The sequence below is a fragment of the Ensifer sp. GW101-20A05 genome (assembly GCF_059424735.1).
Map to the genome: position 1 here is coordinate 15,898 of NZ_JBWKZT010000001.1, position 24,241 is coordinate 40,138.

At 62.5% G+C, this 24,241-nt stretch carries 19 protein-coding genes; 6 read left to right on the plus strand and 13 right to left on the minus strand.

Going from position 1 to position 24,241, the window contains the following annotated elements; all coding sequences use genetic code 11:
* The first annotated feature begins 59 nt into the window (after positions 1-59).
* A complete protein-coding gene (gene zigA / locus AC070A_RS00105; RefSeq protein WP_113736684.1) occupies positions 60-1,262 on the plus strand; it encodes a zinc metallochaperone GTPase ZigA in 1,203 nt (400 codons plus the stop codon).
* Positions 1,263-1,767: 505 nt separating this feature from the next.
* Here the strand turns inward: zigA and AC070A_RS00110 are convergent.
* Positions 1,768-2,169, minus strand: coding sequence for an RcnB family protein (locus AC070A_RS00110; protein ID WP_058324214.1), 402 nt, complete (start codon positions 2,167-2,169; stop codon positions 1,768-1,770).
* Between the two features lie 125 nt (positions 2,170-2,294).
* Positions 2,295-3,914, minus strand: a complete 1,620-nt coding sequence (locus tag AC070A_RS00115; protein WP_492384777.1) for a glycoside hydrolase family 43 protein — start codon at positions 3,912-3,914, stop codon at positions 2,295-2,297.
* 356 nt (positions 3,915-4,270) lie between these two features.
* Here AC070A_RS00115 and AC070A_RS00120 point away from each other — a divergent pair, with 356 nt between their 5' ends.
* Both AC070A_RS00120 and AC070A_RS00125 read left to right on the plus strand, forming a co-directional pair.
* A complete protein-coding gene (locus tag AC070A_RS00120; protein WP_058324212.1) occupies positions 4,271-4,846 on the plus strand; it encodes a TRAP transporter small permease subunit in 576 nt (191 codons plus the stop codon).
* The gene (locus AC070A_RS00125) at positions 4,843-6,696 is read left to right on the plus strand and encodes a TRAP transporter large permease (protein ID WP_057254268.1); all 1,854 of its coding nucleotides are present in this window, start codon (positions 4,843-4,845) and stop codon (positions 6,694-6,696) included. The genes AC070A_RS00120 and AC070A_RS00125 overlap by 4 nt, the downstream gene beginning before the upstream one ends.
* A 305-nt stretch (positions 6,697-7,001) precedes the next feature.
* Here AC070A_RS00125 and AC070A_RS00130 read toward each other — a convergent pair whose 3' ends face one another.
* The 11 genes from AC070A_RS00130 to AC070A_RS00180 all read right to left on the minus strand — a co-directional run bounded on the left by AC070A_RS00130 (position 7,002) and on the right by AC070A_RS00180 (position 20,079).
* A complete protein-coding gene (locus tag AC070A_RS00130) occupies positions 7,002-7,415 on the minus strand; it encodes a cupin domain-containing protein (RefSeq protein ID WP_057254267.1) in 414 nt (137 codons plus the stop codon).
* A gap of 185 nt (positions 7,416-7,600) precedes the next feature.
* On the minus strand, positions 7,601-8,707 hold the full coding sequence (locus AC070A_RS00135; RefSeq protein ID WP_057254265.1) for a TRAP transporter substrate-binding protein: 1,107 nt from the start codon (positions 8,705-8,707) through the stop codon (positions 7,601-7,603).
* A gap of 275 nt (positions 8,708-8,982) precedes the next feature.
* A complete protein-coding gene (mgrA, locus tag AC070A_RS00140) occupies positions 8,983-10,011 on the minus strand; it encodes an L-glyceraldehyde 3-phosphate reductase (RefSeq protein WP_113736686.1) in 1,029 nt (342 codons plus the stop codon).
* Positions 10,012-10,399: 388 nt separating this feature from the next.
* Positions 10,400-11,578 (minus strand): Gfo/Idh/MocA family protein, encoded by a 1,179-nt coding sequence (locus AC070A_RS00145; protein ID WP_113736687.1) that lies wholly within the window; start codon positions 11,576-11,578, stop codon positions 10,400-10,402.
* 15 nt (positions 11,579-11,593) lie between these two features.
* Positions 11,594-12,355, minus strand: a complete 762-nt coding sequence (locus AC070A_RS00150) for a sugar phosphate isomerase/epimerase family protein (protein ID WP_093232952.1) — start codon at positions 12,353-12,355, stop codon at positions 11,594-11,596.
* A gap of 64 nt (positions 12,356-12,419) precedes the next feature.
* Entirely contained in the window at positions 12,420-13,109 is a 690-nt protein-coding gene (locus AC070A_RS00155; protein ID WP_113736688.1) for a D-lyxose/D-mannose family sugar isomerase, read from the minus strand.
* A gap of 5 nt (positions 13,110-13,114) precedes the next feature.
* A complete protein-coding gene (locus AC070A_RS00160) occupies positions 13,115-15,589 on the minus strand; it encodes a beta-mannosidase (protein ID WP_113736689.1) in 2,475 nt (824 codons plus the stop codon).
* An 89-nt stretch (positions 15,590-15,678) separates the two neighbouring features.
* On the minus strand, positions 15,679-16,773 hold the full coding sequence (locus AC070A_RS00165) for an ABC transporter ATP-binding protein (RefSeq protein WP_057254254.1): 1,095 nt from the start codon (positions 16,771-16,773) through the stop codon (positions 15,679-15,681).
* Positions 16,774-16,777: 4 nt separating this feature from the next.
* Complete coding sequence (locus AC070A_RS00170; protein WP_210334467.1) at positions 16,778-17,605, minus strand: carbohydrate ABC transporter permease; 828 nt, start codon at positions 17,603-17,605, stop codon at positions 16,778-16,780.
* Positions 17,606-17,720: 115 nt separating this feature from the next.
* On the minus strand, positions 17,721-18,629 hold the full coding sequence (locus AC070A_RS00175) for a carbohydrate ABC transporter permease (RefSeq protein WP_058324203.1): 909 nt from the start codon (positions 18,627-18,629) through the stop codon (positions 17,721-17,723).
* A gap of 214 nt (positions 18,630-18,843) precedes the next feature.
* Complete coding sequence (locus AC070A_RS00180) at positions 18,844-20,079, minus strand: ABC transporter substrate-binding protein (protein ID WP_113736691.1); 1,236 nt, start codon at positions 20,077-20,079, stop codon at positions 18,844-18,846.
* A 520-nt stretch (positions 20,080-20,599) separates the two neighbouring features.
* On the opposite strand from AC070A_RS00180, the gene AC070A_RS00185 reads away from it, so the two are divergent.
* The 3 genes from AC070A_RS00185 to AC070A_RS00195 all read left to right on the plus strand — a co-directional run bounded on the left by AC070A_RS00185 (position 20,600) and on the right by AC070A_RS00195 (position 24,186).
* Positions 20,600-21,655, plus strand: coding sequence for a LacI family transcriptional regulator (locus AC070A_RS00185; RefSeq protein ID WP_057254246.1), 1,056 nt, complete (start codon positions 20,600-20,602; stop codon positions 21,653-21,655).
* A 307-nt stretch (positions 21,656-21,962) separates the two neighbouring features.
* Positions 21,963-23,585, plus strand: coding sequence for an ABC-F family ATP-binding cassette domain-containing protein (locus AC070A_RS00190; protein ID WP_113736692.1), 1,623 nt, complete (start codon positions 21,963-21,965; stop codon positions 23,583-23,585).
* Positions 23,586-23,955: 370 nt separating this feature from the next.
* Entirely contained in the window at positions 23,956-24,186 is a 231-nt protein-coding gene (locus tag AC070A_RS00195) for a hypothetical protein (protein WP_058328736.1), read from the plus strand.
* Positions 24,187-24,241 lie beyond the last annotated feature (55 nt).

A 24,241-nucleotide genomic window follows, 5' to 3' on the forward strand; every position in this document is an offset into this window, starting at 1 on the left:
TCGTGCTCGCCTTTTTTACCCGCAACAACCGTAACGATATAACATACAGGAAACAATCGATGGAAAAGCTTCCCGTTACCGTTCTCTCCGGCTTCCTCGGCGCCGGCAAGACGACGCTGCTCAACCACGTGCTTTCCAACCGCGACGGCCTGCGCGTCGCCGTCATCGTCAACGACATGAGCGAAGTCAACATCGACGCGGCGCTGGTGCGCGACGGCGGCGCCGGCCTCTCGCGCACGGAAGAGCAGCTGGTGGAAATGACCAATGGCTGCATCTGTTGCACGCTGCGCGAGGATCTGCTGAAGGAGGTCCGCAACCTCGCCGAACAGAACCGCTTCGACTATCTGCTGATCGAATCGAGCGGCATTTCCGAGCCCCTGCCCGTCGCCACCACCTTCGACTTTCGCGACGAGGACGGCGAGAGCCTGGCCGATGTCGCGCGCCTCGACACGATGGTCACCGTCGTCGATGCCGTGAACCTGATCGCGGACTATTCCTCGCTCGATTTCCTTGCCGATCGCGGTGAGACGGCGGGTGAAGGCGATACACGCACGCTCGTCGACTTGCTTGTCGAGCAGATCGAATTCGCCGATGTCGTCGTTTTGAACAAGATCGGCACCGCCACGCCCGAGCAGCTGGACGCCGCCCGCAAGATCATCGTCGGCCTTAATCCGGATGCTCAGCTGATCCAAACCGACTTCGGCAAGGTGGCGCTTCGCGACGTGCTCGGAACCGGCCGCTTTGACATCATCAAGGCTGAGCAGCACCCGCTCTGGTACAAGGAGCTCAACGGTTTCAAGGATCATGTTCCCGAGACCGAAGAATACGGCATCCACTCCTTCGTCTATCGCGCCCGCCGGCCTCTCGATCCCATGCGCTTCCAGGCTTTTCTCAATCGCTCCTGGCCGGGCGTGCTCAGGGCCAAGGGTTTCTTCTGGCTCGCGACCCGGCCGCACTATGTCGGCGAGATCAGCCAGGCGGGTCCGCTCGTCAGAACCGGCAAGATGGGCCTCTGGTGGTCCGCGGTGCCGAAGGAGCAATGGCCGCGCGACCCTGGCTTCCTGAAGGCTGTCGGTCCCTATATCGATCCGGTCTGGGGCGACCGACGCCAGGAGATCGTCTTCATCGGCGCCGATCCGATGGATGAGGCAGCACTTCGCGCCGAACTCGACGCCTGCCTCATCGCCGACAAAGCCTTCCAACCGGAGCGCTGGCGCGATCTCGCCGATCCCTTCGCCAACTGGTCGCCGCGGGCCGCCTGATGGCAGAGGCCGCGCCAATTCCGCGTCGGCCGCGCTTCATGTGCATGGCGCTCAACACCGCCGGGCGGCCGGTGCCGATGTTCGATCCGTTTCTTGGAGAGATGCCTGGGGATGAGGAGACACCTGAGGTACCGGGCGAGGTCGAGTGGTTGCTGTTTGGCGAGCGGGAAACTCGCCGACCCTCGGAACGGTAGCGGTGTGCGCCAAGTGAAGGGGCAAACAAGACTCGAAGAGGCGCTTGTGAAGTGCAACAGCCGCAAAAACCTCCCTCATTCCTGTGCTTGTCACAGGAATCCAGCCGCGCCGCGTCGGCGGCGCGAGAAAACTCCAGGCGTCCAGCATTCCTTTCGCCGTGCCGACGCACGGCGGCTGGATCTCTGTGACAAGCACAGAGATGAGGGAGGTCTTGGTCGGCGCCGGGCGTCCGGGGGCATCCTCAGAATGATAGAAATGCCATTGCTGGCCAGCGGCGGCGCAACCGCCGCCCCTGGCCAGAAGATTGTCCTCACCGTGCCGTCGCCAGGCCGACGATGACGCCGGTTGCAAGGCTGATCAGAAGGAAGTCGTTGTCGACCCGCACCCACTGCTGGCCGCGCGGCGGCGGACGCAGCTTGTAATAGCGATAGTCGCGCACCTGGGCCATGTGGCGGCGGTCGGCCGGCGACAGGCGATGGCCGCGCGCCCAGCGTTCCTTCTTCTTGACGATCACCCGTTTCTCGATCGTGACGTGCTTGTCGACGTGGCGGTCGACGTGACGATCCATCTGGCGATCGCCATTCCGGTCGATTGGGCGGCGGGAGCGGTCATAGTTCTGCGCCACCTCGAAGGATCCTGCCGGCTGGGCAAGTGCCGCGACCGGCGCGATCAGAACGGAGCTGGCGACGAGCGCGATCAGGAGACGTTTCATTCGGGTGTCCTTTCGTTGTCTTCACCCGAAAATTAGCCCCCTCTTCCTGAACCGAATATGAAAGCGCTACATTACAAATACGTAATGATATCTGACGCTTATGCTGCATTCCTAATATCCATTACTCAACCTTCCGCAAGGCTGACGTAGCGGAAATGGTCGAAATCGGCGGCCTTGCCCACCCCCGACGTGTCGAAGGCGAACATCCCGGCAAAAGCACCGGTGAAGGATCCATGCTCGCCGCGACCGCCCTCGTCCGAAACGACGCCCGCATCGAGAACCGGGCCGATCGCGCGCCAATCCCCTGTTCGTGTCTCCCGCCAGAAGAACTGCAGATCGTTGTCGCGGATCTCCATGGCAAGGTCGATCGGTCCGTCGGGGATGGCGATGCCGCTGCCAACAGGGAACTCCAGCCGCCCATGCGGGAAATCGCCGGGGCATGAGAGGATGGTCAGCGCCCGCCCGAGCGTTTCATGCCAGGTGATGCCGAGCGCATGGAACTTGTGACGATTATAGTAGTGCGTCAGGCCCGCGACCTGCTGATAGGTTTCGGCCTTGAAATCGGCCGTCGTCTCGGCGCGGAAGGCGTGATGTTCCTGTCGGCGGGCGACCAGCGCCTGCTCGAACCAACTGCCGATGCTCTCGCGCCCGAAGAGCCGGAGATGCCCGGGCCGCCATTCGAGCGAAAAGATCCGCTCCGGCGCAGGCGTGCGCAGCCACTGGAACTCGATCGGCAGCGCGCTGTCGTTGAAATCCGTCTCTACGACGGTCGCTGCCGGTATCCGCTCGACCTGAACTGGAGCGGGCACGAGCACCTCCGGCACCGGGCCACCGCTTTCGAGATAGAGCCAGCCGTCATCACGCCAGACGCATTTCTGCAGCGCCGTCTCGCGGCCGAGCGTGCAGCGACGCTGCGGCGGCAGCGGCCGGCCGCAGAGATGCGTGTGATAGGCCTGACCATCAGGTGTTTCGACATATTGCCCGTGTCCCGCGCGCTGCAGCGGCGCCTCCGGGTGATCCTTTGATGTCATCAGGTAGGTATCCGGATGCATCTCGTAGGGACCATCGATCGTGCGCGACCGCGCCATGGTCACGGCATGATCATATCCGGTGCCGCCTTCCGCCGTCGTCAGGTAGTACCAGCCATTGCGTTTGAAGAGATGCGGCCCCTCGACCAGGCCGAGCGCCGAGCCCGCAAAGATGTTCTTCACCGGACCGACAAGCTTGCGTGTGCGCTCGTCCCACTCCTGCAGCAAAATGCCGTCGAAAGCCGGATGCTTGGGCGAACCGCCGAAACTCTCGGTGCGGTGATTCCACTGCATGTTGAGGAACCACTTGCGGCCGTCATCGTCGTGGAAGAGCGACGGATCGAATCCGGAGGAATTGACGTAGACCGGATCCGACCAGGTCGCCTCGATCGCTTCCGCCGTGACGATGTAGTTGTGCGCGTCCTTGAAGTTGCCGTCGAAGCGCTTGACGTCTGTGTAAACCAGCCAGAACAGCCCGTCGTTGTAGGACAGGCACGGCGCCCAGACGCCGCAGCTATCAGGGTTGCCGCGCATGTCGAGCTGGCTTGCCCGCTCCAGCGGCCGACGCACGAGCCGCCAGTTCACCAGGTCACGCGAGTGATGGATCTGCACGCCCGGATACCATTCGAAGGTGGAGGTCGCGATGTAGTAATCGTCGCCGACGCGGCAGATCGAAGGGTCCGGGTTGAACCCCTTCAGGATCGGGTTGCGGATCATGGCAGTCATGGGTTTCGGCGTCCTCCGTTGGTGCGCACATCCGATCTCAAAAATCATACGATTTCAAGACTGCAACGTTGCAGTAAGACGTTCAAGCACCTCTCTATGGCCGTCTTTCCACACCGATTCGCACCGCTGACGCGCCGGCGGGAACCGTCCGCTCACGCTCAGACCGACGAAGCGGTACGGGTTTGCACAAACAATGGGCAGAGCGCCGGGACAGCTTATTCTACTTTAGTCGGAGGCGGCCGAACTACACGGGAAAATCGTACCTCGGACTTGAACGCGCGCTTGAAATCGGCACTCTGGCTGTGCTTGGCACAAGAACCATAAGAGCCATCGCGGGGAGGAAATCGATGAGAGCTTTGCTCGGCTTCAGCCGATTAATAGACACGATCACGGAATTCATCGGAAAGAGCGTTTCATGGCTGATCCTGGCGGCAGTGCTCGTCAGCGCCGGCAATGCCGTGATCCGAAAAATCTTCAACATGTCGTCGAACGCCTGGCTCGAGGCGCAATGGTACCTGTTCGGCGCCGCCTTCATGTTTGCCGCCGCCTACACGCTCAGCCAGAACGAACACATCCGTATCGACGTGGTCTACGGCCAGTTCTCGCGTCGCGTGCAGCACTGGATCGATCTGCTCGGACACCTGCTGTTCCTGATGCCCTTCGTTCTCCTGGTGCTCTACTACCTCTTCCCCTACGTGAAGATGTCCTACGTCTCAGGCGAGGTCTCCTCCTCGGCCGGCGGCCTGATCATCTGGCCGGCCAAGGCCATCCTGCTGGTCGGCTTCCTGCTGCTCGCCTTCCAGGGTGTGTCGGAAATCATCAAGAAGATCGCGATCATGACCGGAAACATGGAAGACCCGACACCCTATGTGCCGACCCATGCGCCGCTTGACGATGTCGTGTCTCCGGAGACCCGTCCATGATCGAATTCATTGCTGAAAACCTGGCGCCGATCATGTTCGCGTCGCTGATCGTGTTCCTGCTCTTGGGATACCCGGTCGCCTTCTCGCTCGCCGCCAACGGCCTGCTGTTCTTCATCATCGGCGTCGAGCTCGCGCCGCTGTCGGACTCGATCAATCTTTCCTGGCCGCTGCTCAATGCACTGCCGGACCGGTTCTGGGGGGTGATGTCAAACGACACATTGCTCGCCATCCCATTCTTTACCTTCATGGGGATCGTGCTCGAGAAATCGGGCATGGCCGAAGACCTGCTCGATACCGTCGGCCAGCTCTTCGGCCCGATCCGCGGCGGTCTTGCCTATGCGGTCATCTTCGTCGGCGCGCTGCTCGCAGCCACCACCGGTGTCGTTGCCGCCTCGGTCATCGCCATGGGCCTGATCTCGCTGCCGATCATGCTGCGCTACGGCTATGACCGGAAGGTCGCCTCGGGCGTCATCGCGGCTTCGGGCACGCTTGCCCAGATCATCCCGCCGTCGCTCGTGCTCATCGTTCTTGCCGACCAGCTCGGCCGCTCGGTCGGCGACATGTACGCCGGCGCCCTGATCCCGGGCCTCGTGCTGACCGGCCTTTACATGGTCTACATCCTGCTGATGACCTTCATCCGGCGCGATTCGATGCCGGCCCTGCCGCTGGAAGCCCGCACGCTCGGTTCCGGCGTCACGTCGCTCGCCGTTGCGCTGGCGGTGGCGGCAGGCATCGCGTATGCCGCCCACGTTTATCTCTACCCGACCCAGGGCGAGAATGCCGACATCCTCGGCGGCACCGTCGGCGTCATCGTCATCTACGTCGTCGCGCTTATCGACCGCGGCCTGAAGATCAATGCGATGTCGAGGCTTGCCCAGCAGGTCATCATCGTGCTGATTCCGCCCTTGGCGCTGATCTTCCTCGTCCTCGGCACCATCTTCCTCGGCATCGCGACGCCGACCGAAGGCGGTGCGATGGGCGCCGTCGGTGCGCTGATCATGGCAGCCGCCAAGGGCCGTCTCAACATGGACGTGGTGCGCGGGGCGCTCACGGCAACGACCCGGCTTTCGGCCTTCGTGCTGTTCATCCTGATCGGTGCGCGCGTCTTCTCGCTCACCTTCTATGGCGTCAACGGCCACATCTGGGTCGAACACCTGCTGACGGCGATGCCGGGCGGCGAAACCGGCTTCCTCATTACCGTCAACCTGCTCGTCTTCTTCCTGGCCTTCTTCCTGGATTTCTTCGAGCTCGCCTTCATCATCGTGCCGCTCCTGGCGCCCGCCGCCGACAAGCTCGGCATCGACCTCATCTGGTTCGGCGTTCTGCTCGGCATCAACATGCAGACGAGCTTCATGCACCCACCCTTCGGCTTCGCGCTCTTCTATCTGCGTTCGGTCGCGGCAAAGGTGCCCTATCTCGACAAAATCACCGGCAAGACGATCCAGCCCGTCACGACCGGGCAGATCTACTGGGGTGCGGTGCCTTTCGTCGGCATCCAGATCCTGATGGTGGCGCTGACGATCATGTTCCCGCAGATGGTCATGCACTACAAGGGAACGGGCACGGGCGTCGATCCGAACACAATCAAGATCGAGGTGCCGGGCTTTGCGCCGGGTGGTGGCCTGACGCTTCCGGACAATGGCGGTGGCCTCGGCCTTCCGGGCGGCCTGCAGCTTCCAGGCGGCAGCCCGCTCGACCAGAAGCCTGCGGATCAGGGCGGCGGCTCCGGCGCCCAGCCGCAGACCGCGCCCTCGAACGACCTCAGCCAGCCGCCTTCGTTCGGCGGCACGGGTGCCCAGCCGCAGACGGCACCGTCAAACGACCTCAGCCAGCCGCCTTCGTTCAAGTAAGACGGCTGGCACACAAAACATAAGGGCGGCCCCGCAAGGGCCGCCCTTTTCGTTTGCCGACAACAATACTCGATGCCTGTAGGAGGTCGAGCGCAAACCACACTCTCCCCCATTCCTGTGCCTGTCACAGGAATCTAGCCAGCCCAAGTCCTTGGGCTGAAAAGAGTCTTTCGATCCGACGGACGTCGGATCGCTGGATCCCCGCCACAAGGGCGAGGATGAGGGAGAACGGGGCACGCATATCGCCGCAGGCCATCGTCGAGGTCTGTCAGCAATCTCAGGGCAGCCACACCAAACGCACTTGCTCAATCGATCCTCTTGGCCGGATTGTCGCGATACCAGTCGACGATCATGGGCATCATCTCCTCGAACGGTCCGCCGACATAGACGTTGAGCAGACCCATGCGCGATGCGCTCTCATTGCGGAAATCATGCATCGTTCCGCGCGGGATGACGCAGAGCGAGCCCTTGGCCATCTGGTGCCAGGTGTCGCCGACCAGGATGCTGGCGGTGCCCTCGATGACGTAGAAAATCTCGTCATTGTCGTCGTGCTTGTGAGCGCCGGGTCCTTCATGCCGAGCATCGAGCCACCATTCCGAGATCGAAAAGCGGCCTAGGGTTTCCGGGCGATCGGCTTTGAAGACAGCCTGTATGGCACCCATGTCGTACCGGCGGCCCTGATGGGGACCGAGCACGACCGATTGGCCTTCGCTTGGCATTGCACCTTCTCCCTTTCATCAAGGCCGCAACCATACCACGAAACCGCTGCCGTGCCGCGCCTCCTGCGCATGCGTAGGGATCAGAAATGCAGGGTCGTCGGGACGCCGGCGGCCTCCGGCCGAAACGAAAAGCCGCCCGCAACAGACGTTGCGAGCGGCCTTTAATCATCAGCAACAGCGAAAGCTTAGAGCTTGCCGCCGCGCTGCTGGATCATCATGAAGGTGTCGTAGTTGTATTCGGCGATCTGGGCGTTGAGGTAGTACTCGCCGCGGAAGGCCTTGATCGAGTCCCAGATCTTCTTGAAGGTCGGGTTCGAGTCTTCCATTTCGGCATAGACTTCGTTCGCCTTGTCGAAGCAGGCCGACAGGATTTCGGCGCTGAACGGGCTGAGCTTGGCACCAGAAGCCACCAGGCGCTTGATCGCCGACGGGTTCAGGTAGTCGTACTTCTGCAGCATGTTCGCGTCGGTCGCCTGGCAAGCGGTGCGCAGCAGCGACTGGTAGTTCTTCGGCAAGCCGTCGAAGGCCGCCTTGTTGAACATGGCGTGGACCGTCGGGCCACCTTCCCACCAGCCGGGATAGTAGTAGTAGGGCGCGACCTTGTAGAAGCCGAGCTTCTCGTCGTCATAGGGGCCGACCCATTCGGCGGCGTCGATGGTGCCCTTTTCGAGCGCCGGATAGATGTCGCCGCCGGCGATCTGCTGCGGCACGACGCCGAGCTTCTCGACGACCTTGCCGGCGAAGCCCCCGATGCGCATCTTCAGGCCCTGCATGTCGGCGACCGTCTTGATCTCCTTGCGGAACCAGCCGCCCATCTGCACGCCGGTATTACCGTTGGGGAAACCGACGAGGCCCTGGGTTCCCAGGAACTCGTTGAAGAGATCGATGCCGCCGCCGTGGTAGTGCCAGGCGTTCATGCCGCGCGCATTGAGCGCGAAGGGAACGGCGGCACCAAGCGCCCAAGTCGGGTCCTTGCCCCAGTAATAGTAGGAAACCGTGTGGCAAGCCTCGACCGTACCGGCAGCCGCCGCGTCAGCAGCCTGCAGGCCGGGGACGATTTCGCCGGCGGCGAAGACCTGAATCTGGAAGTTGCCGTCGGTCGCTTCCGACACATGCTTCGCCAGCACTTCACCGCCGCCATAGATCGTGTCGAGCGACTTCGGGAACGACGATGCCAGGCGCCAGTTGATCTTGGGGTTTGCCTGCGCAATGGCCGGCGTTGCAAGCGCGGCAGCACCCGCTGCGGCCAAGCCACCGAGGCTTGCGTTTTTGATAAATGAACGGCGATCCATGGTTCCTCCCCTAGTTCTCGCCAAAAGGGCGGCCGCGATCAGCGCTACCACCCATCAATCCACCCTGCCCCTTCCCGGGCGACGGTGGCTCCTCCTCGTTAACCTGCCGAAACGACGCAAATCGGCGTCGCAATCGACCGGCATTCCAGCACCTTACAGAAACACCGGACCATGTCCAGAAGGCGCTTTCCGGCACCTATTCGACTTTTGTCTAATGCGCCGGAAAGCAGGCAATTTTGCCCAAAATGCAGGCAAATCAATGTTTTCAGCCGAAATTAGCGTTCGGCCGACGATGCCCAGAGGTTGATGTCGGCCTCACGCGCATAGAGATCGATCTCGGCCAGCTCCTCCGCCGTAAACGTGTCGTTTTCGAGCGCCTTGACGCAATCGACGATCTGCTCGGAGCGGCTGGCGCCGATCAGCGCCGAGGTGATCCGGCCGTTGCGCAGCACCCATGCAAGCGCCATCTGCGCCAGAGTCTGGCCGCGCTTTTCGGCGATGCCGTTCAGCTTGCGGATGTTGTCGATGATCTCCGGGCGGATGAAGTCCTTCTTGAGGAAGTGGTTCTGCGCCGCCCGGCTGTCGCTCGGAATGCCCTGCAGATACTTGGTCGTCAGCATGCCCTGGGCAAGCGGCGAAAAGACGATCGAGCCGATGCCGAGATCTTCGAGCGTGTGGATCAGGCCATCGTCCTCGATCCAGCGGTTGAGCATCGAATAGCTCGGCTGATGGATGAGGCACGGTGTGCCGAGATCCTTGAGAATTGCAGCCGCTTCGCGGGTGCGCTGCGAATTGTAGGAGGAAATGCCGACATAAAGCGCCCTGCCCGAACGCACGATATGGTCGAGCGCGCCACAGGTTTCTTCAAGCGGCGTGTCCGGATCGAAACGGTGCGAATAGAAGATGTCGACATAGTCGAGCCCCATGCGCTTCAGGCTCTGGTCGCAGGATGCGATCATATACTTGCGGCTGCCCCATTCGCCGTAAGGACCTGCCCACATGTCATAGCCGGCCTTGGACGAGATGATCAGCTCGTCGCGCAGACCTGCGAAATCCGTGCGCATGATTTCGCCGAAGGCAGTCTCGGCCGAGCCCGGAGGCGGGCCGTAATTGTTGGCGAGGTCGAAATGGGTGATGCCGAGGTCAAACGCGGTGCGGCACATGTCGACCTTGCGGTCATGCGGCGTGTCGCCGCCGAAATTGTGCCAGAGCCCCAGCGAGATCGCCGGCAACTTCAGGCCGGAGCGGCCGACGCGGTTATATTTCATGGTGTCGTAGCGGTTTTCCGCCGGTAGCCAGGTCATCGCAAAAATCCTCCGCGATCCGTATCCGGATGGCGGCTGGAAACCACCATCGCTCCAAACGAGAAGGGTTTCCGTGATCACGGAAACCCAAGCTTGCTGTCAAAGATATCTCTAATCACCGAACGCTCACGAGGGAAGCTTGGCGCCAACCAAAACCTCCGTCATTCCTGTGCTTGTCACAGGAATCCCTAGCAGTTCCGATGGAACTGCGGACCAGCCCAAGTCGTTGGGCTGAAAAGTCTTTTGACCCGACAGACGTCGGGTCGCTGGATCCCCGCCACAAGGGCGAGGATGAGGGAGGTTGGGGTGCAGCTCTCCCCCCGGAAGCCTCTCTTCCGAGTTTGCAGAGGGACCCCTGGTCCGCGGCGCGCGTGCCGGACGGCTGCCGCTATGAAGCCGCAGCGACCCGATTTCCCGATATTTCTTCCTCCGTCTCGCGCAGCAGCGCCCGCGCCTCCTCGATGCCGAGGGCGGCCGGCTGCGTGCAGGTGGTGGAGAGCTCGATGAAGCGGCCCTCCTCGCCGGATTTCAGGATCGAGACCATGACATCGACGCCATGCAGCGAGCGGTCGAGCGAGCAGCGGGCATCGCGGCCCTCGAGGATCGCCTGCGCCATGTCGGCAAGGCCAGCGGTGCGGTAGTTCGCCATCGGCCCCTGCGGGTGCTCCTGGTTTTCGACGCCGAAGGGATGATCCCAGGGTTCCAGTGGCTCAATGTTCCTGTCGCGACCGCTTATCTCCACCTTGCCGCCGAAGAAGTTCGGATCGGGCACGTAGAGCGAGCCTTCGGTGCCATAGAGCTCCATATTGGCATGGCGATGCGACCAGACATCCCAGCTCGCCGACAGGGTGATCGTCGCGCCATTTTGGAACTCGAGCAGCGCGTGGATGTTGGTCGGGGTCTTGACCGGGATCTCCTCGCCCTTGCGTGGCTCGCTGGTGATGGTGCGGGTCGGGTTGGCCATGGAGGACAGTGCTGCGACGCGCTTCACCGGCCCGATCAGGTTGATCAGGTTGGCGATGTAATAGGGGCCGAGATCGAGGATCGGGCCGCCGCCGGGCAGGAAGAAGAAGTCCGGGTTCGGATGCCACATCTCCATGCCCGGGCTCATCACGTGGCAGGTGCCAGACGTCACCCGGCCGATCTTGCCGGCATCGATGGTGCTGCGGGCCAGCTGGTGCGCGCCGCCGAGGAAGGTGTCCGGTGCGCAACCGACGGAAAGGCCTTTGTCCCTAGCGATCGCCCTGAGGTCTTCGCCCTGTTCGAGCGAAAGCACCAGTGGCTTTTCAGAGTAGACGTGCTTGCCGGCCTCGAGGATCGCCTTCGACACCGGGTAGTGCGCGTCCGGGATCGTCAGGTTGACGACGATGTCGACGTCAGGATTGGCGAGCAGCGCTTCGATGCTCTGCGCCTCGACGCCGTATTCGGCTGCCCGCGCCTCGGCTGCCGCCGGGTTGATGTCGGCGCAGGCGACGACCTTGATGCCCTTAAAGAGGGGAGCGAGCTTGAAGTAGGTGGTGGAGATGTTGCCGCATCCGATGATGCCGACGCCAAGTTCCTTGGTCATGGATGAACCTGCTTCTCAATAGGATTGGATGGAGGCGAGCGAACGCTTGGCGAAGCGCTTGAAATCGCTCGGATTGTCATGTTCCGCAATGAAGTAGCGGGCCTTGGTTCCTGAGAGCGCCTGGAACAGGCCTTTCCAGTCGACTGTGCCCTCGCCGACATCGGCCCAGCCGTCCTCGTCCTTCTTCTCGCCGGTGGGCGCGATGTCCTTCACGTGGACGGCGGTGATGCGGTCGCCGTATTTCCTGATCCAGGCGATCGGGTCGGCACCGCCGCGGATGATCCAGGCGATGTCGGCTTCCCAGGAAAGATCCGGTCCGCCTTCGAAGATCAGGTCCTGCGGAATGCTGCCGTCAGGAAGGGCAAAGAATTCGAAGTCGTGGTTGTGCCAGCCGAAGATCAGCCCGGCATCGCGATAGGGCTTGCCGGCCTTCTGCAGCCGCTCTCCGAAGGCACGCCAGCCGGCCGCATCCGTCGGGCGCTGGTCGGGCATCAGGTACGGGCAATAGATCGCCTGGATGCCGAGCGCCTTGGCGATCTCCAGCACGCGGCCCGGATCGCTTTCGAGCATGTCCAAGCCAAAGTGCGCCGTCGGCATGGCGAGGCCATTGCTGTCGAGCCCTTCCTTGAAGCTCGCGATCTCCGCGTCGCTGAGCGCCGCATAGAGTGCGCCATAGCCTTCGACCTGGCTGTAGCCGGCCTGTCCGAGTGCCTCGAGCACATTGGCGAACGGCGGGAAATTGCGGGCGCTATAAAGCTGGAAACTGACGTCCTTCATGAAATCCTCCTCGAAAGATCGTTTGGTCTTGGGTCAATTGCCCTTGGGGGTTGGGGTCCTGGGATCACTTGAGCCAGGTGTCGTAGTCCGACACCAGCAGGTGGGTGGGTGCCGCGTCCTCCTCGATCGCCGAGAAGCGACCGACGGGCTCGCGGAAATAGTTGTCGGTGAGATCGTCGTTGACGGTCGAAACCTCGCCCATCAGCACGTCCGTGCCTTCGGCCCAGAAGGCGTGCCAGTTGCCGGGCAAAAGCGTGACGCTTTCGCCGGCCTTGAGCTTCAAGAGTTCGCCAGCCTTGAGTGTGCGAAGTCGCGCATCGGTGGCGACGACGACATCGCTCTCCTCGTCGACGGTGCCATCAGGCCTCGAATTGTACATCTGCAGCACCAGCGAGCCGCCGCCGCGGTTGATGATGTCCTCGGTCTTCACCGCATGGCGGTGCAGCGGATTGACCTGGTCCTTGGCGGTGATCATCAGCTTCTCGGCATAGATCATGCCGTGGCCGGTCGTGAGGTTCGCGGCATTGCCATTGCGCAGCGTGAAGAGCACCAGCCCGAATTCATCGAAGCGTCCCTTGCCGTAGTCGGTGATGTCCCAGCCGAGCCGGGCCTCGAAGATCGTCGGGCTGTCAGAGGCGACCCGCGCCTTCAGTTGTTCTGGCGACCAGTAGGCAAAGGGCGGCAGCGTGAAGCCGTAGCTCTTCATGAAGGCACCGCTCTCGGCGATGATATCGTTGACGTGGCTGCGTTTCATGGCGGTCAACCTTTTCCCTGGCAGGATTCAAGATCGAAGGCGGCAAAGCGCGGAAGCTCGCCTGCGGCGAGCGGCACCTTCGGCGTGAAGCGGACAAGCTTGGTTTCCCCGGCCAGCAGATCAAAGGCATTGTCGGAGTATCGGCCGGCGACATCGGCCTCGATCATCACATGCAGCGCCAGGCCGCTTGCCTTGACGCTGACGTCGAAAGCGCCTTCGCCCGCCGGCGCCACATCGAGTGTCAAACCGGACGGTTGCAGGTCGAGTGCCTTGTAGGTGCCGTTGGCGTGGTGCCCCTCGCCGCGCATGCCGTTCGATGCATCGAACGACCAGAACAACAGGTGATCCGCCGGAATATCGGAAGCCGCAAGCGTCACCAGGGTCGCCGCGCGATCCGGGCTGCAGGTGCCGGCGGCCGCCGTCAGCGGCGTGCGCTTGCCATCGAGCGAAACCAGGAAGGTCTGAAGCTCGACCGTCACCGGCTCCGCCGTATCGTTGACCATCGAGAAGGCGATCTCTCTGCCATCCGCCGATGGGATGGCCGCGACCGAAACCGGCTGGAAGAACCGGCGGACCATATAGTGCATCGCCTTCCAGCTGCCACCATAGTCGAGGCTCGACCAGGAGGCGACCGGCCAGGTGTCGTTGAGCTGCCAGTAGAGCGTGCCCATGCAATGGGGTTTTAGCGAGCGCCAATAGTCGACGGCCGTGCGGATCGCCAGCCCCTGCTGGACCTGGCTGAGATAAACGAAAGCCGGGAAATCCTTGGGGAAGCGGAAATATCGGAACATCGTGCCGGCGATGCGCTCATTGCCGCCGACATTCTTCTGGTGGCTCTCGATCACAGGCGACGCGATGTTGAGGTCCTTCTCCGCCGCAAACTGCCGGATGACCGGCATCGACGTATAGGACTGGAAGCCGAACTCCGAGCAGAAACGCGGGCGCACGGTGCGGTAATTGTCGAAGGACTTGTTCTCGTGCCAGACCGACCAGTAGTGCATGTCGCCGGAACCATCGGCATGCCAGGCATCGCCGAAATCGAGATAGCCGGACGCCGGGCTCGACGGCCACCAGATCGCTTCGGGAAGTGCCGCTTTCAGCGCCACCTCGATCGTGCGGTTCAGCCGGTCATAGGAAACGAGATAGCGGTCGCGATCCTTGCGCGGTTCGTCGAACCAGGTGAGCGCGCCGACCAACTCGTTGTCGCCGCACCAGACCGTGATCGATGGATGCGACGACAGGCGCTTTGCCTGATAATCCACCTCTGCCGCGACATTCTCCAGGAAATCCGGGGTCGAGGGATAGAGGTTGCAGGCAAACATGAAGTCCTGCCAGACCATGAGCCCGAGCCGGTCGCAGAGATCGTAGAACCAGTCCGGCTCGTAGAAGCCGCCGCCCCAGACCCGGATCATGTTCATGTTGGCGTCCACTGCCGAGGTCAGCAGATCCTCGACGCCCTCTGGCGTCACCCGTGACATCAGCGCATCGGCCGGGATCCAGTTGGCACCCTTGCAGAAGATCTCGCGGCCGTTGACGCGGAAGGCAAAGCGGCTGCCAGCCTCGTCCTTGTCGGTCAGCAGCTCGATCGCGCGGAATCCGATCTGGCGGCTCACCTGCTCCTGCGGCAGGTCCACTGTCAGGCGCGACAGGTGCTGCTCGCCGCTACCCGCCGGCCACCAGCGCTTCGGCCTGGTCACGGTGAAGACATGGGTGATGCGCGTCTCGCCTTTGCCGACGGCGCAGTCCAGCCGTTCGCGGTCCTCGTCGAGCGAAAAATGTATGGGCACGATGCCGGGCGCGTCGGCAAACAAGGTCACCGTCACCACGAGATCGACCGAACCGTCCTCAAGCCAGACCTGCTTGGTCGTCACATGCTCGATGCGGGCGATCTCCAGCCGGCAGAGAGCAATCTCGCCGTAGACGCCGAGCGGCGCGATCGCGAGGTTCCAGTCCCAACCGAAGTGGCACTGGGGCTTCCTCAGCATGTTGCCATTGGCGATCGGCGAATTGCCGGGATGGTAAGGCACGTAGAAGGGTTGCTCGGCCTGCCGGCGCGCGCCTTCGGAAATCGAGGAATGCAGCACGATGCGGATGCGGTTTTCGCCGGCGACGATCGCGCGCGAGACCTCCGGCCTGTAGCGGCGGAAGCAGTTCTCCGCTTCGAGCACCAGCGTGTCGTTGACGAAGACCGAGGCAACGGTATCAAGGCATTCGAGGTCGAGATACCAGTAGCCCGCGAGTTCGTCGGCGGCGACCGTGACCGTTCGCTCGATCACCCAGTCCTTATGCGCCACCCACTGAACGTCGTTCTCGTTGCGACTGACATAGGGGTCTTCGATCACGCCCGCTTTCTGCAAGGCCGAGTGCACGTCGCCCGGCAGCGCCATCGCCAAGCTGTGGCTGTTGTCGACCGAGCTGAGCTGCCAATCCCCCGAAAGGTCGAGACGGATGGCGGTTCGGGTGAAATCCTCAGAGAGCATTGTCGTATTTCCATGGATCGACCGGCGACGCCGGCGCTGTCATTGCTGGGAGATGCCGGGCAGAGGTCCCTGCCCAGCATCTCCTTATCTCAGAGTCGGTTCTCGCTCGTCGCATCGAAGATCGAGGCGACGGCCATGTCGAAGGAGAGCGTCACCGCCGTGCCGGGCGCATAGCGCCGCTGGCCGGCGATGCGCACCGACATCGACTGCCCGGCGAGTTTCAGCCATAAGAGGTTGTCGGCGCCCATCGGCTCCTCGATATCGACCACCGCCCGGTGCGAGGCCGCGGCCCCGCTTGCCGCCTCGTCGACGCGCACATGTTCGGGCCTGAGGCCGAGGACAACCTTCTGCCCGTGCACCAGGGGTGCCCGCGACGGATAGGCGGACACGTCGAAGTCGACGCCGTTGGCGTGGACGTAGGCGCGCTGGTCGCGAAGCTGCAGCTCGCCGCGGAAGAAGTTCATCGACGGCGAACCGATGAAGCCGGCGACGAACAGGTTTTCCGGGGCGTTGTAGATCGTCATCGGGTCGGCCAGCTGCTGGATCACGCCGCTCTTCATGACAGCAATACGATCGGCGAGCGTCAGCGCCTCGATCTGGTCGTGGGTGACGTAGATCATCGTGTTCTTCAGCGACTGGTGCAGCCTCTTGATCTCGACGCGCAGCTCCGAGCGCAGCTTGGCGTCGAGGTTGGAAAGCGGCTCGTCGAAGAGGAACACGTCGACATCGCGCACCAGCGCCCGGCCGATCGCCACCCGCTGGCGCTGGCCACCGGAAAGCTCAGACGGTTTGCGCTTCAGGAGCGGCTGGATCTGCAAGATCTCGGAGGCGCGGCGCACGCGCTTGTCGATCTCCTCCTTCGGGACCTTTGCGACCTGCAGGCCGAAGGAGAGATTCTTCTCCACCGACATCTGCGGATAGAGCGCGTAGGACTGGAACACCATGCCGATGCCGCGGTCCTTGGGCTCCTCCCAGGTGACGTTCTTGTTTTTGATGAAGATCTGCCCGTCGCTGACATCGAGTAGACCGGCGATGCAGTTGAGCAGGGTCGACTTGCCGCAGCCGGACGAGCCGAGTAGCACCAGGAACTCGCCGTCCTTGATGTCGAGGTTGAGCGTGTCGAGCACAGTGACGGCACCGAAGCTCAACGACAGGTCTTTGACCGATACGCTGACGTTTTGCATGTTGTTACCCTTTCACTGCGCCGGCGGCGATGCCGCGGACAAAAAGCCGTCCGGAAACGAAGTAGACGAAGAGCGGAACCGCCCCGGTCAGGATCGTCGCCGCCATGTTGACGTTGTATTCCTTCACGCCCTGGACCGAGTTGACGATGTTGTTCAGCTGAACCGTCATCGGGTAATATTCCGGCCGGGTGAACACGACGCCGAACAGGAAGTCGTTCCAGATGCCGGTAACCTGCAGGATCATCGCCACGACGAAGATCGGCAGCGACATCGGCAGCATGATCCTGAAGTAGATGGTCCAGAACCCGGCGCCATCGACGCGCGCCGCCTTGAACAGTTCCTCCGGCAGGCCGGCGAAATAGTTGCGGAAGAGCAGCGTCAGGATCGGCATGCCGAAGATCGTGTGCACGATGATGAGGCCGGTCAACGTGCCGTAGATGCCCATTTCTCGGAGCACGATGACGATCGGGTAGATCATCACCTGATAGGGAATGAAGGCGCCGACGATCAGGATGGTGAAGAACAGCTCCGCCCCCTTGAAGCGCCAGTTGGCAAGCGCGTAGCCGTTGACCGAGGCGATCGCGATCGAGACGATCGTCGAGGGAACGGTGATGCGCACCGAGTTCCAGAAGCCGCGCGAAAGGCCGTCACAGTTGAGACCGGTGCAGGCACTCGCCCAGGCCTTCGCCCAGGGCTCGAAGGTGATTTCCACCGGCGGGGCGAAGATGTTGCCGAGCCGGATTTCCGGCATGCCCTTGAGCGAGGTCATGACCATCACATAGAGCGGCAGCAGGTAGTAGAGTGCGACCACGATCAGCGTGCCGTAGATCATGATATTACGGCCCGACAGCGCCCGGCGGGGTTTGCGACCGCGTGGGCCGGCAATGACGCGGTCCGTCTGCGCCTGAGGTGCGGCTTCGTCAGCCACCGAATTGAAAGCAACGATATCAGACACGCTTGCGCCCTCCCCCGAATTCCAGATAGGCCCAAGGCACGATGATGATGGCGACGGTGATCAGCATCATGGTCGAGGCGGCGAAGCCCTGACCGAGGTTCTGCGCCTGGAACATGTAGTCGTAGACGTATTTAGCGGGCACTTCAGAGGCGATGCCGGGGCCGCCGCTCGTCTGCGCCACCACCAGGTCGTAGACCTTGACGATGCCGCTCGCGATAATCACCAGCGTGGTGATGAAGACGCCGCGCATCATCGGGATGACGACGAAGATGTAGGTCTTCCACATCGGAATGCCGTCGACGCGCGCGGCCTTCCAGATGTCCTCGTCGATGCCGCGAAGCCCCGCAAGCATCAGGCACATGACAAGCCCGGTGCCCTGCCAGAGCGCGGCGATCAGAATGCCGTAGATGACGATGTCTGCGTTATAGAGCGGGTCGAAGGTGAAGCTCTCCCAGCCGGCCGAACGCACCACAGACTGGATGCCGAATTCCGGATTGAGCAGCCATTGCCACACCAGGCCCGTCACGATGAAGGACAGGGCGAAGGGATAGAGCATAATGGTGCGGAAGGTGTTTTCGAAGCGGATCTTCTGGTCCATCAGAGCCGCCAGCACGAAGCCGATGACCAGGCTGAAGATCAGCGAGAAGATGCCGTAGATCGCCAGGTTTTGCACCGAGACCAGCCAGCGCGGCGCGTCCCAGAGGCGCTCGTACTGATCGAGGCCGACGAAGGATAGCCGCGGCAAGAGCTTGGAATTGGTGAAGGAATAGACGACCGTCCAGATCGTGCCGCCGAGAAAAATCACCACGGCCGTCAGGATCATCGGGACGGAGGCAATCTTCGCGTTCAGGTTCCGCAGCCACTGGTTCGGTCGGCCCGAACCTTGTGTGTGACCTGCCATGTTTCGTTCCTCCGGAACTGCATTGGGTTTCGGACGATGGGCAGCGCCGCGCGCTCAACGCGCAACGTCCTGCCGCATCAGGGCGACAACCGCTCCCTTGAGGTACCGCGTAAAGCGAGCTCACACGCGGCCGCCGGCGCGGTCACCCCGCACCGAAAGGGAGGCCTTGGCCGGCTCCACATCAAGGCGGAGCCGGTCAATCAGGCAGTTGCGGTCACTCCGCCGCGGCGATGATGTCGGCGAAACGCTTCTGCGCGTCTTCCGGCGTGATCGACGAGTTGGCGAAGAATTCGGAGAACAGGTCCTCCTTCTGCTTCTGGCTGTCGGCCGAAAGCAGCTGGTCGGTGCCCTGGATCACGTTGCCCTTGGCAAGGATGCCCAGGCCCTTCTTCATGCAGTCGTTGGCGGCTGCGAGGTCGACGTCGCCACGCACCGGCAGCGAGCCCTTCTTGAGATTGAAGGCGACCTGGGTCTTCGGATCGAGCAGCGTCGAAGCCAACGCCTCCTGCGCCTTGGACTTTTCTTCGTCCTTCAGCAGCGGGAAGTAGAATGCGTCGCCACCGGTCGAAATGATCTCGTTGACGCCGAGACCCGGAAGGCAGGTGTAATCCGTTCCGGCCTTCTGGCCGGCAAGCGCGAATTCACCTTGAGCCCAGTCACCCATGATCTGGCCGCCGGCCTTGCCGGTGATGACCATGTTCGTCGCCTGGTTCCAGTCCTGGACATTGGTGCCCTTGGACATGCGGCGGGCGTCGTCAGCGGCCTTGAAGACCTTGGCGATCTCAGGACCGGCCGCGACTTCCTCATCCTTGTCGCCGAAGACCTTCTGGAACGTGTCCTTGCCGGCGATCGCCACCATCAGCACGTCGAAGGCGCCGGCTGCCTGCCAGGGCTGGCCACCGACTGCGAGCGGCACGATGCCGGCCTTTTCCAGCGCCGGTGCGGCGGCAACAAACTCGTCCCAGTTCTTCGGAACTTCGACGCCGGCCGTCTTGAAGGCGGCGTTCGACAGCCACAGCCACTGCCAGGAGTGGATGTTGACCGGGGCGCAATAGATCTTGCCGTCGATGGTGCAGGAATCGAGCAGGCTTGCCGGCTTGATGATGTCCTTCCACTTCTCGCGGGTCGCGACGTCGGTCAGGTCGCGCATCAGGCCGGCCTGAACCAGCTCTTCTGCCTGGCGGCCGTGGTTGAACTGCGTGGCGCCCATCGGATCACCGCCGGTGATGCGGCTGATCATGATCGGGCGGGCAGTGCCGCCGGAGCCGGCGATTGCGCCGTCAACCCAGTGATTGCCCGTTGCGTCGAAGGCCTTCGCGAGTTCCGCGACCGCGGCTGCTTCGCCGCCGGACGTCCACCAATGGGTTACTTCAAGATCGGCGGCACTGGCCGCACCGAGTGGCAGGGCCACCGCGGTCGCGAGCATGGCTGCAAAAGAACGTATTTTCATGAGTCTCCTCCCTCACTGTAACGTTACCGTAAAAAACTTAATGCAATCGATTACAGGACGCAACACCCACCACAATCGATTTAAACAGAATCTTAGAAAACACCTATTGCGTGCAGATGACAGCGGACGTCCAAAGCGCTTTGCGCCCGGCGCCTGCCCCTTCGCGTCTTGCAGAAGACTCGCTTATATAGCTGATATTTATAGAACTTCAGCGAGTGCCTTGCGCCGTTGTGGAGATCATCGTCTCGCAAGCGCAAAAGACACCCGCCCCAAGGTGCGATTCAACCAGACCGCTTCAGATTCCGCAGTGCAGCAACGAAAACGCTCGACATCGCAACTGTATCGTTACAGATTTGAAGCAATTTTATCGGTCCAAAGCAGGATAGCCGCTCGCTGCTTTTCGTATATAAGGCGATAAAGTGACGCGGCAGGCAGCAGTGGACAGGGCTGAACCGACGCGTTTCGCCGCCGGGCGGGCAAAACTGGCGGCGCGCGGGCAGAGAGTGGGCGGGTGACGGCAATGGACAGCAAGACGAAAAACAGGCCGCAAACACTGCCGGATGGCGGCCGGCCAACGCTGAAGACGATCGCCTTCATGACCGGGCTCGGCATCACCACGGTTTCCCGGGCGCTGAAGGATGCGCCCGATATCGGCGCGGAAACCAAGGAACGCGTGCGTCTCGTCGCCAAGCAGATCGGCTACCAGCCGAACCGCGCCGGCGTGCGGCTCAGAACCGGCAAGACCAACGTCATCAGTCTCGTATTGACGCTGGAAGAAGAGATCATGGGCATCACCAGCCCGATGGTCGTCGGCATCACCGAGATCCTCGCGGGCACGCCCTATCACCTCGTGGTCACCCCCTATAGCGCCGTCAAGGATGCCCTGGCGCCGATCCGCTACATCCTCGACACGGGCGCTGCCGACGGCGTGATCATCTCGCGCACCGAGCCGCACGATCCGCGCGTGGCACTTCTGACCGAGCGCGGCCTGCCTTTCGTCACCCACGGCCGCACCGAAATGGGCATCGTCCACCCCTATCACGACTTCGACAACGAGCGCTTCGCCTATGAGGCGGTGCGCAAGCTCGTCGCGCGCGGCCGGCGGCGCCTGGTGCTGCTCGAGCCGCCGCCGCATCTCACCTTTTATTCGCATATGCGCGCCGGCTTCGAACGGGGCCTTCGCGACTTTCAGGCCGATGCAATCGGCTTCCACCAGACCAATATCGACCATTCTCTGGTCGAAATCCGCGACGCCTTCGAGGTGCTGATGCGCTCGGAGGACGCGCCCGACGGCATCATCTCGGGCAGCGGTTCAGGCGCGATCGCGCTGATCGCCGGTCTGGAGATGGCCAAGAAGAAGCTCGGCGAAGACTGCGACATGGTTTCGAAGTCCCCGAGCGACTTCCTGCGCTGGCTTCGCCCGGAGGTGATGACCATGTACGAGGACATCCGCGTTGCCGGTCGCGAACTGGCAAAGGCGGTCATCGGCCATATCGACGGCCAACCGCCGGAAACGCTGCAGAGCCTCAGCCAGCCGGAGTTCCAGCCGCCGATCACGCGCGGTCTGCGGGCCTGAGCCGAAAACATCTCCGCCCTCATCCCTGTGCCCTGTCACAGGGATCCAGCAGCGCCGCGTCCGCGGCGCGGAAGAGTCTTTTCGGCCCAAAGACTTGGGCCTGACTGGATTCCTGTGACAGGCACAGGAATGAGGATCTGGGAGACGGCGTGCCCCTCTGTCGTCGACCAGCGACAGTTTGCCATGGGCGTCGTGAAACGACGCGGAAGCACCCTGAAGTCTTGCTTGTGACGCAGAAACCTGCGACAGGCCGGGGCAACAATCGGGCGCGACGGCGCCCCACACCTCCCTTCAGGCTACAGCAGACATGATCCGCATCGAAAACATCAGCAAGCAGCTCAGCCACCGCATCCTTTTCATCGAAGCCTCCGCCGCCCTCAACCGCGGCGAAAAGGTCGGCCTCGTCGGCCCGAACGGCGCCGGCAAAACCTCGCTCTTCCGCATGATTACCGGCGAGGAAGTGCCTGACGAAGGCCAGGTCGCCGTCGATAAGGGCATCACCATCGGCTACTTCAACCAGGACGTCGGCGAGATGGCGGGCGGCAGCGCGGTTGCCGAGGTCATGAACGGCGCCGGGCCGGTCAGCGAAGTCGCCGCCGAACTGCGCGAGCTTGAAGCCGCGATGGTCGATCCGGATCGGCTCGACGAGATGGATGCGATCATCGAGCGCTACGGCGAGGTGCAGGCACGCTACGAGGAGCTCGACGGCTACGCGCTGGAAGGCCGCGCCCGCGAGGTGCTGGCGGGCTTGAGCTTCAGCCAGGAGATGATGGACGGCGATGTCGGCGCGCTCTCGGGCGGCTGGAAGATGCGCGTGGGGCTTGCCCGTATTCTTCTGATGCGGCCCGACGTGATGCTGCTCGACGAGCCGAGCAACCATCTGGATCTCGAAAGCCTGATCTGGCTCGAGGACTTCCTCAAGAACTACGACGGCGCGCTGATGATGACCTCGCACGACCGCGAGTTCATGAACCGCATCATCACCAAGATCATCGAGATCGACGGCGGCTCGCTCAACGCCTATTCGGGCGACTACGGCTTCTACGAGCAGCAGCGCGCCCAGAACGAGAAGCAGCAGCAGGCGCAGTTCGAGCGCCAGCAGGCTATGCTCGCCAAGGAGATCAAGTTCATCGAGCGCTTCAAGGCCCGCGCCTCGCACGCCTCTCAGGTTCAGAGCCGGGTGAAGAAGCTCGACAAGATCGACCGGGTCGAGCCGCCGAAGCGCCGCCAGAGCGTCGCTTTCGAATTCCGCCCGGCGCCACGCTCCGGCGAAGACGTCATCAACATCAAGGGCGTGCACAAGAAATACGGCAGCCGCAGCATCTATGAAGGGTTCGACTTCATGGTGCGCCGGCGCGAGCGCTGGTGCATTATGGGCATCAACGGCGCCGGCAAGTCGACGCTCCTGAAGCTCGTTGCCGGCTCGACCGAACCGGACGCAGGCAACGTCGCGCTTGGCGCCAGCGTCAAGCTGGGTTACTTCGCCCAGCATGCCATGGACGTGCTCGATGGCGACCGCACGGTGCTGCAGCAGCTTGAGGACACGTTCCCGCAGGCAGGCCAGGCACCGCTTCGCGCGCTTGCCGGCTGCTTCGGCTTTTCCGGCGACGATGTCGAGAAGAAGTGCCGGGTGCTTTCCGGTGGCGAGAAGGCCCGCCTGGTGATGGCAATCATGCTGTTCGATCCGCCGAACCTGCTGGTTCTCGACGAGCCGACCAACCACCTCGACCTCGACACCAAGGAAATGCTGATCAAGGCGCTGGCGGACTACGAAGGCACCATGCTCTTCGTCTCGCACGACCGCCACTTCCTCGCCGCACTGTCCAACCGTGTGCTCGAACTGACGCCGGACGGCATCCACCAGTATGGCGGCGGCTACACCGAATATGTCGCCCGCACCGGCCAGGAAGCTCCCGGTCTGCGGAGCTGACACGAAAATAGGCGAGCTGGGCGTCGCGCGCCGGCGCCCAGCATTCGCAGTGCCCGCCTTCCTCGGCGGGGACCGAGGGTCCACAAGCAAAGCCCGAACGCACAACGCGACTCCGCTCTAAATCGGTACTGAAAAAACTAGGTTCTTGTGAAGTGCTACCGTAGCAGCTGCTACAGATCCTACCGGATGGCCGCTTGAAATCGATGGGACTTTGGTCCGATTCGCGCAGTCAAAGGTCCGAGTGTCATTGTCGCGACGCTCCCCATTCACATATTGCTGGGCTGGCTGGGGCGCCATCGCAGCATCTGCTGCCAATCACTTCAGACAGGTGATGTTCGGCATGACACCGAAAATTGCATGGAAAGACCGAATGACGAACCGCGTATGGGGCTTTGTATCCAACCCCTTCACCATCGGCATCTACCTTGCGCTGGCCACCCTTTGCGCTTTCTTCGGCAGCGCGGCGACCGGGATCCCGGCATACGTGCTTATGGCCGTCGGGTTTCTGCTGGTGATCTTTGTCGATCCGCCGAAAAGGCTGGGCAAGCTGCGGGCACAGCGCCGCCGCTCGGGTGGCGACCGCAACGCCTATCGGCGTTAGTCACGCCCATCGGCGAAAGCGCCTGGCGACAATCGCAGCGCCAGGCGCCCTTCCC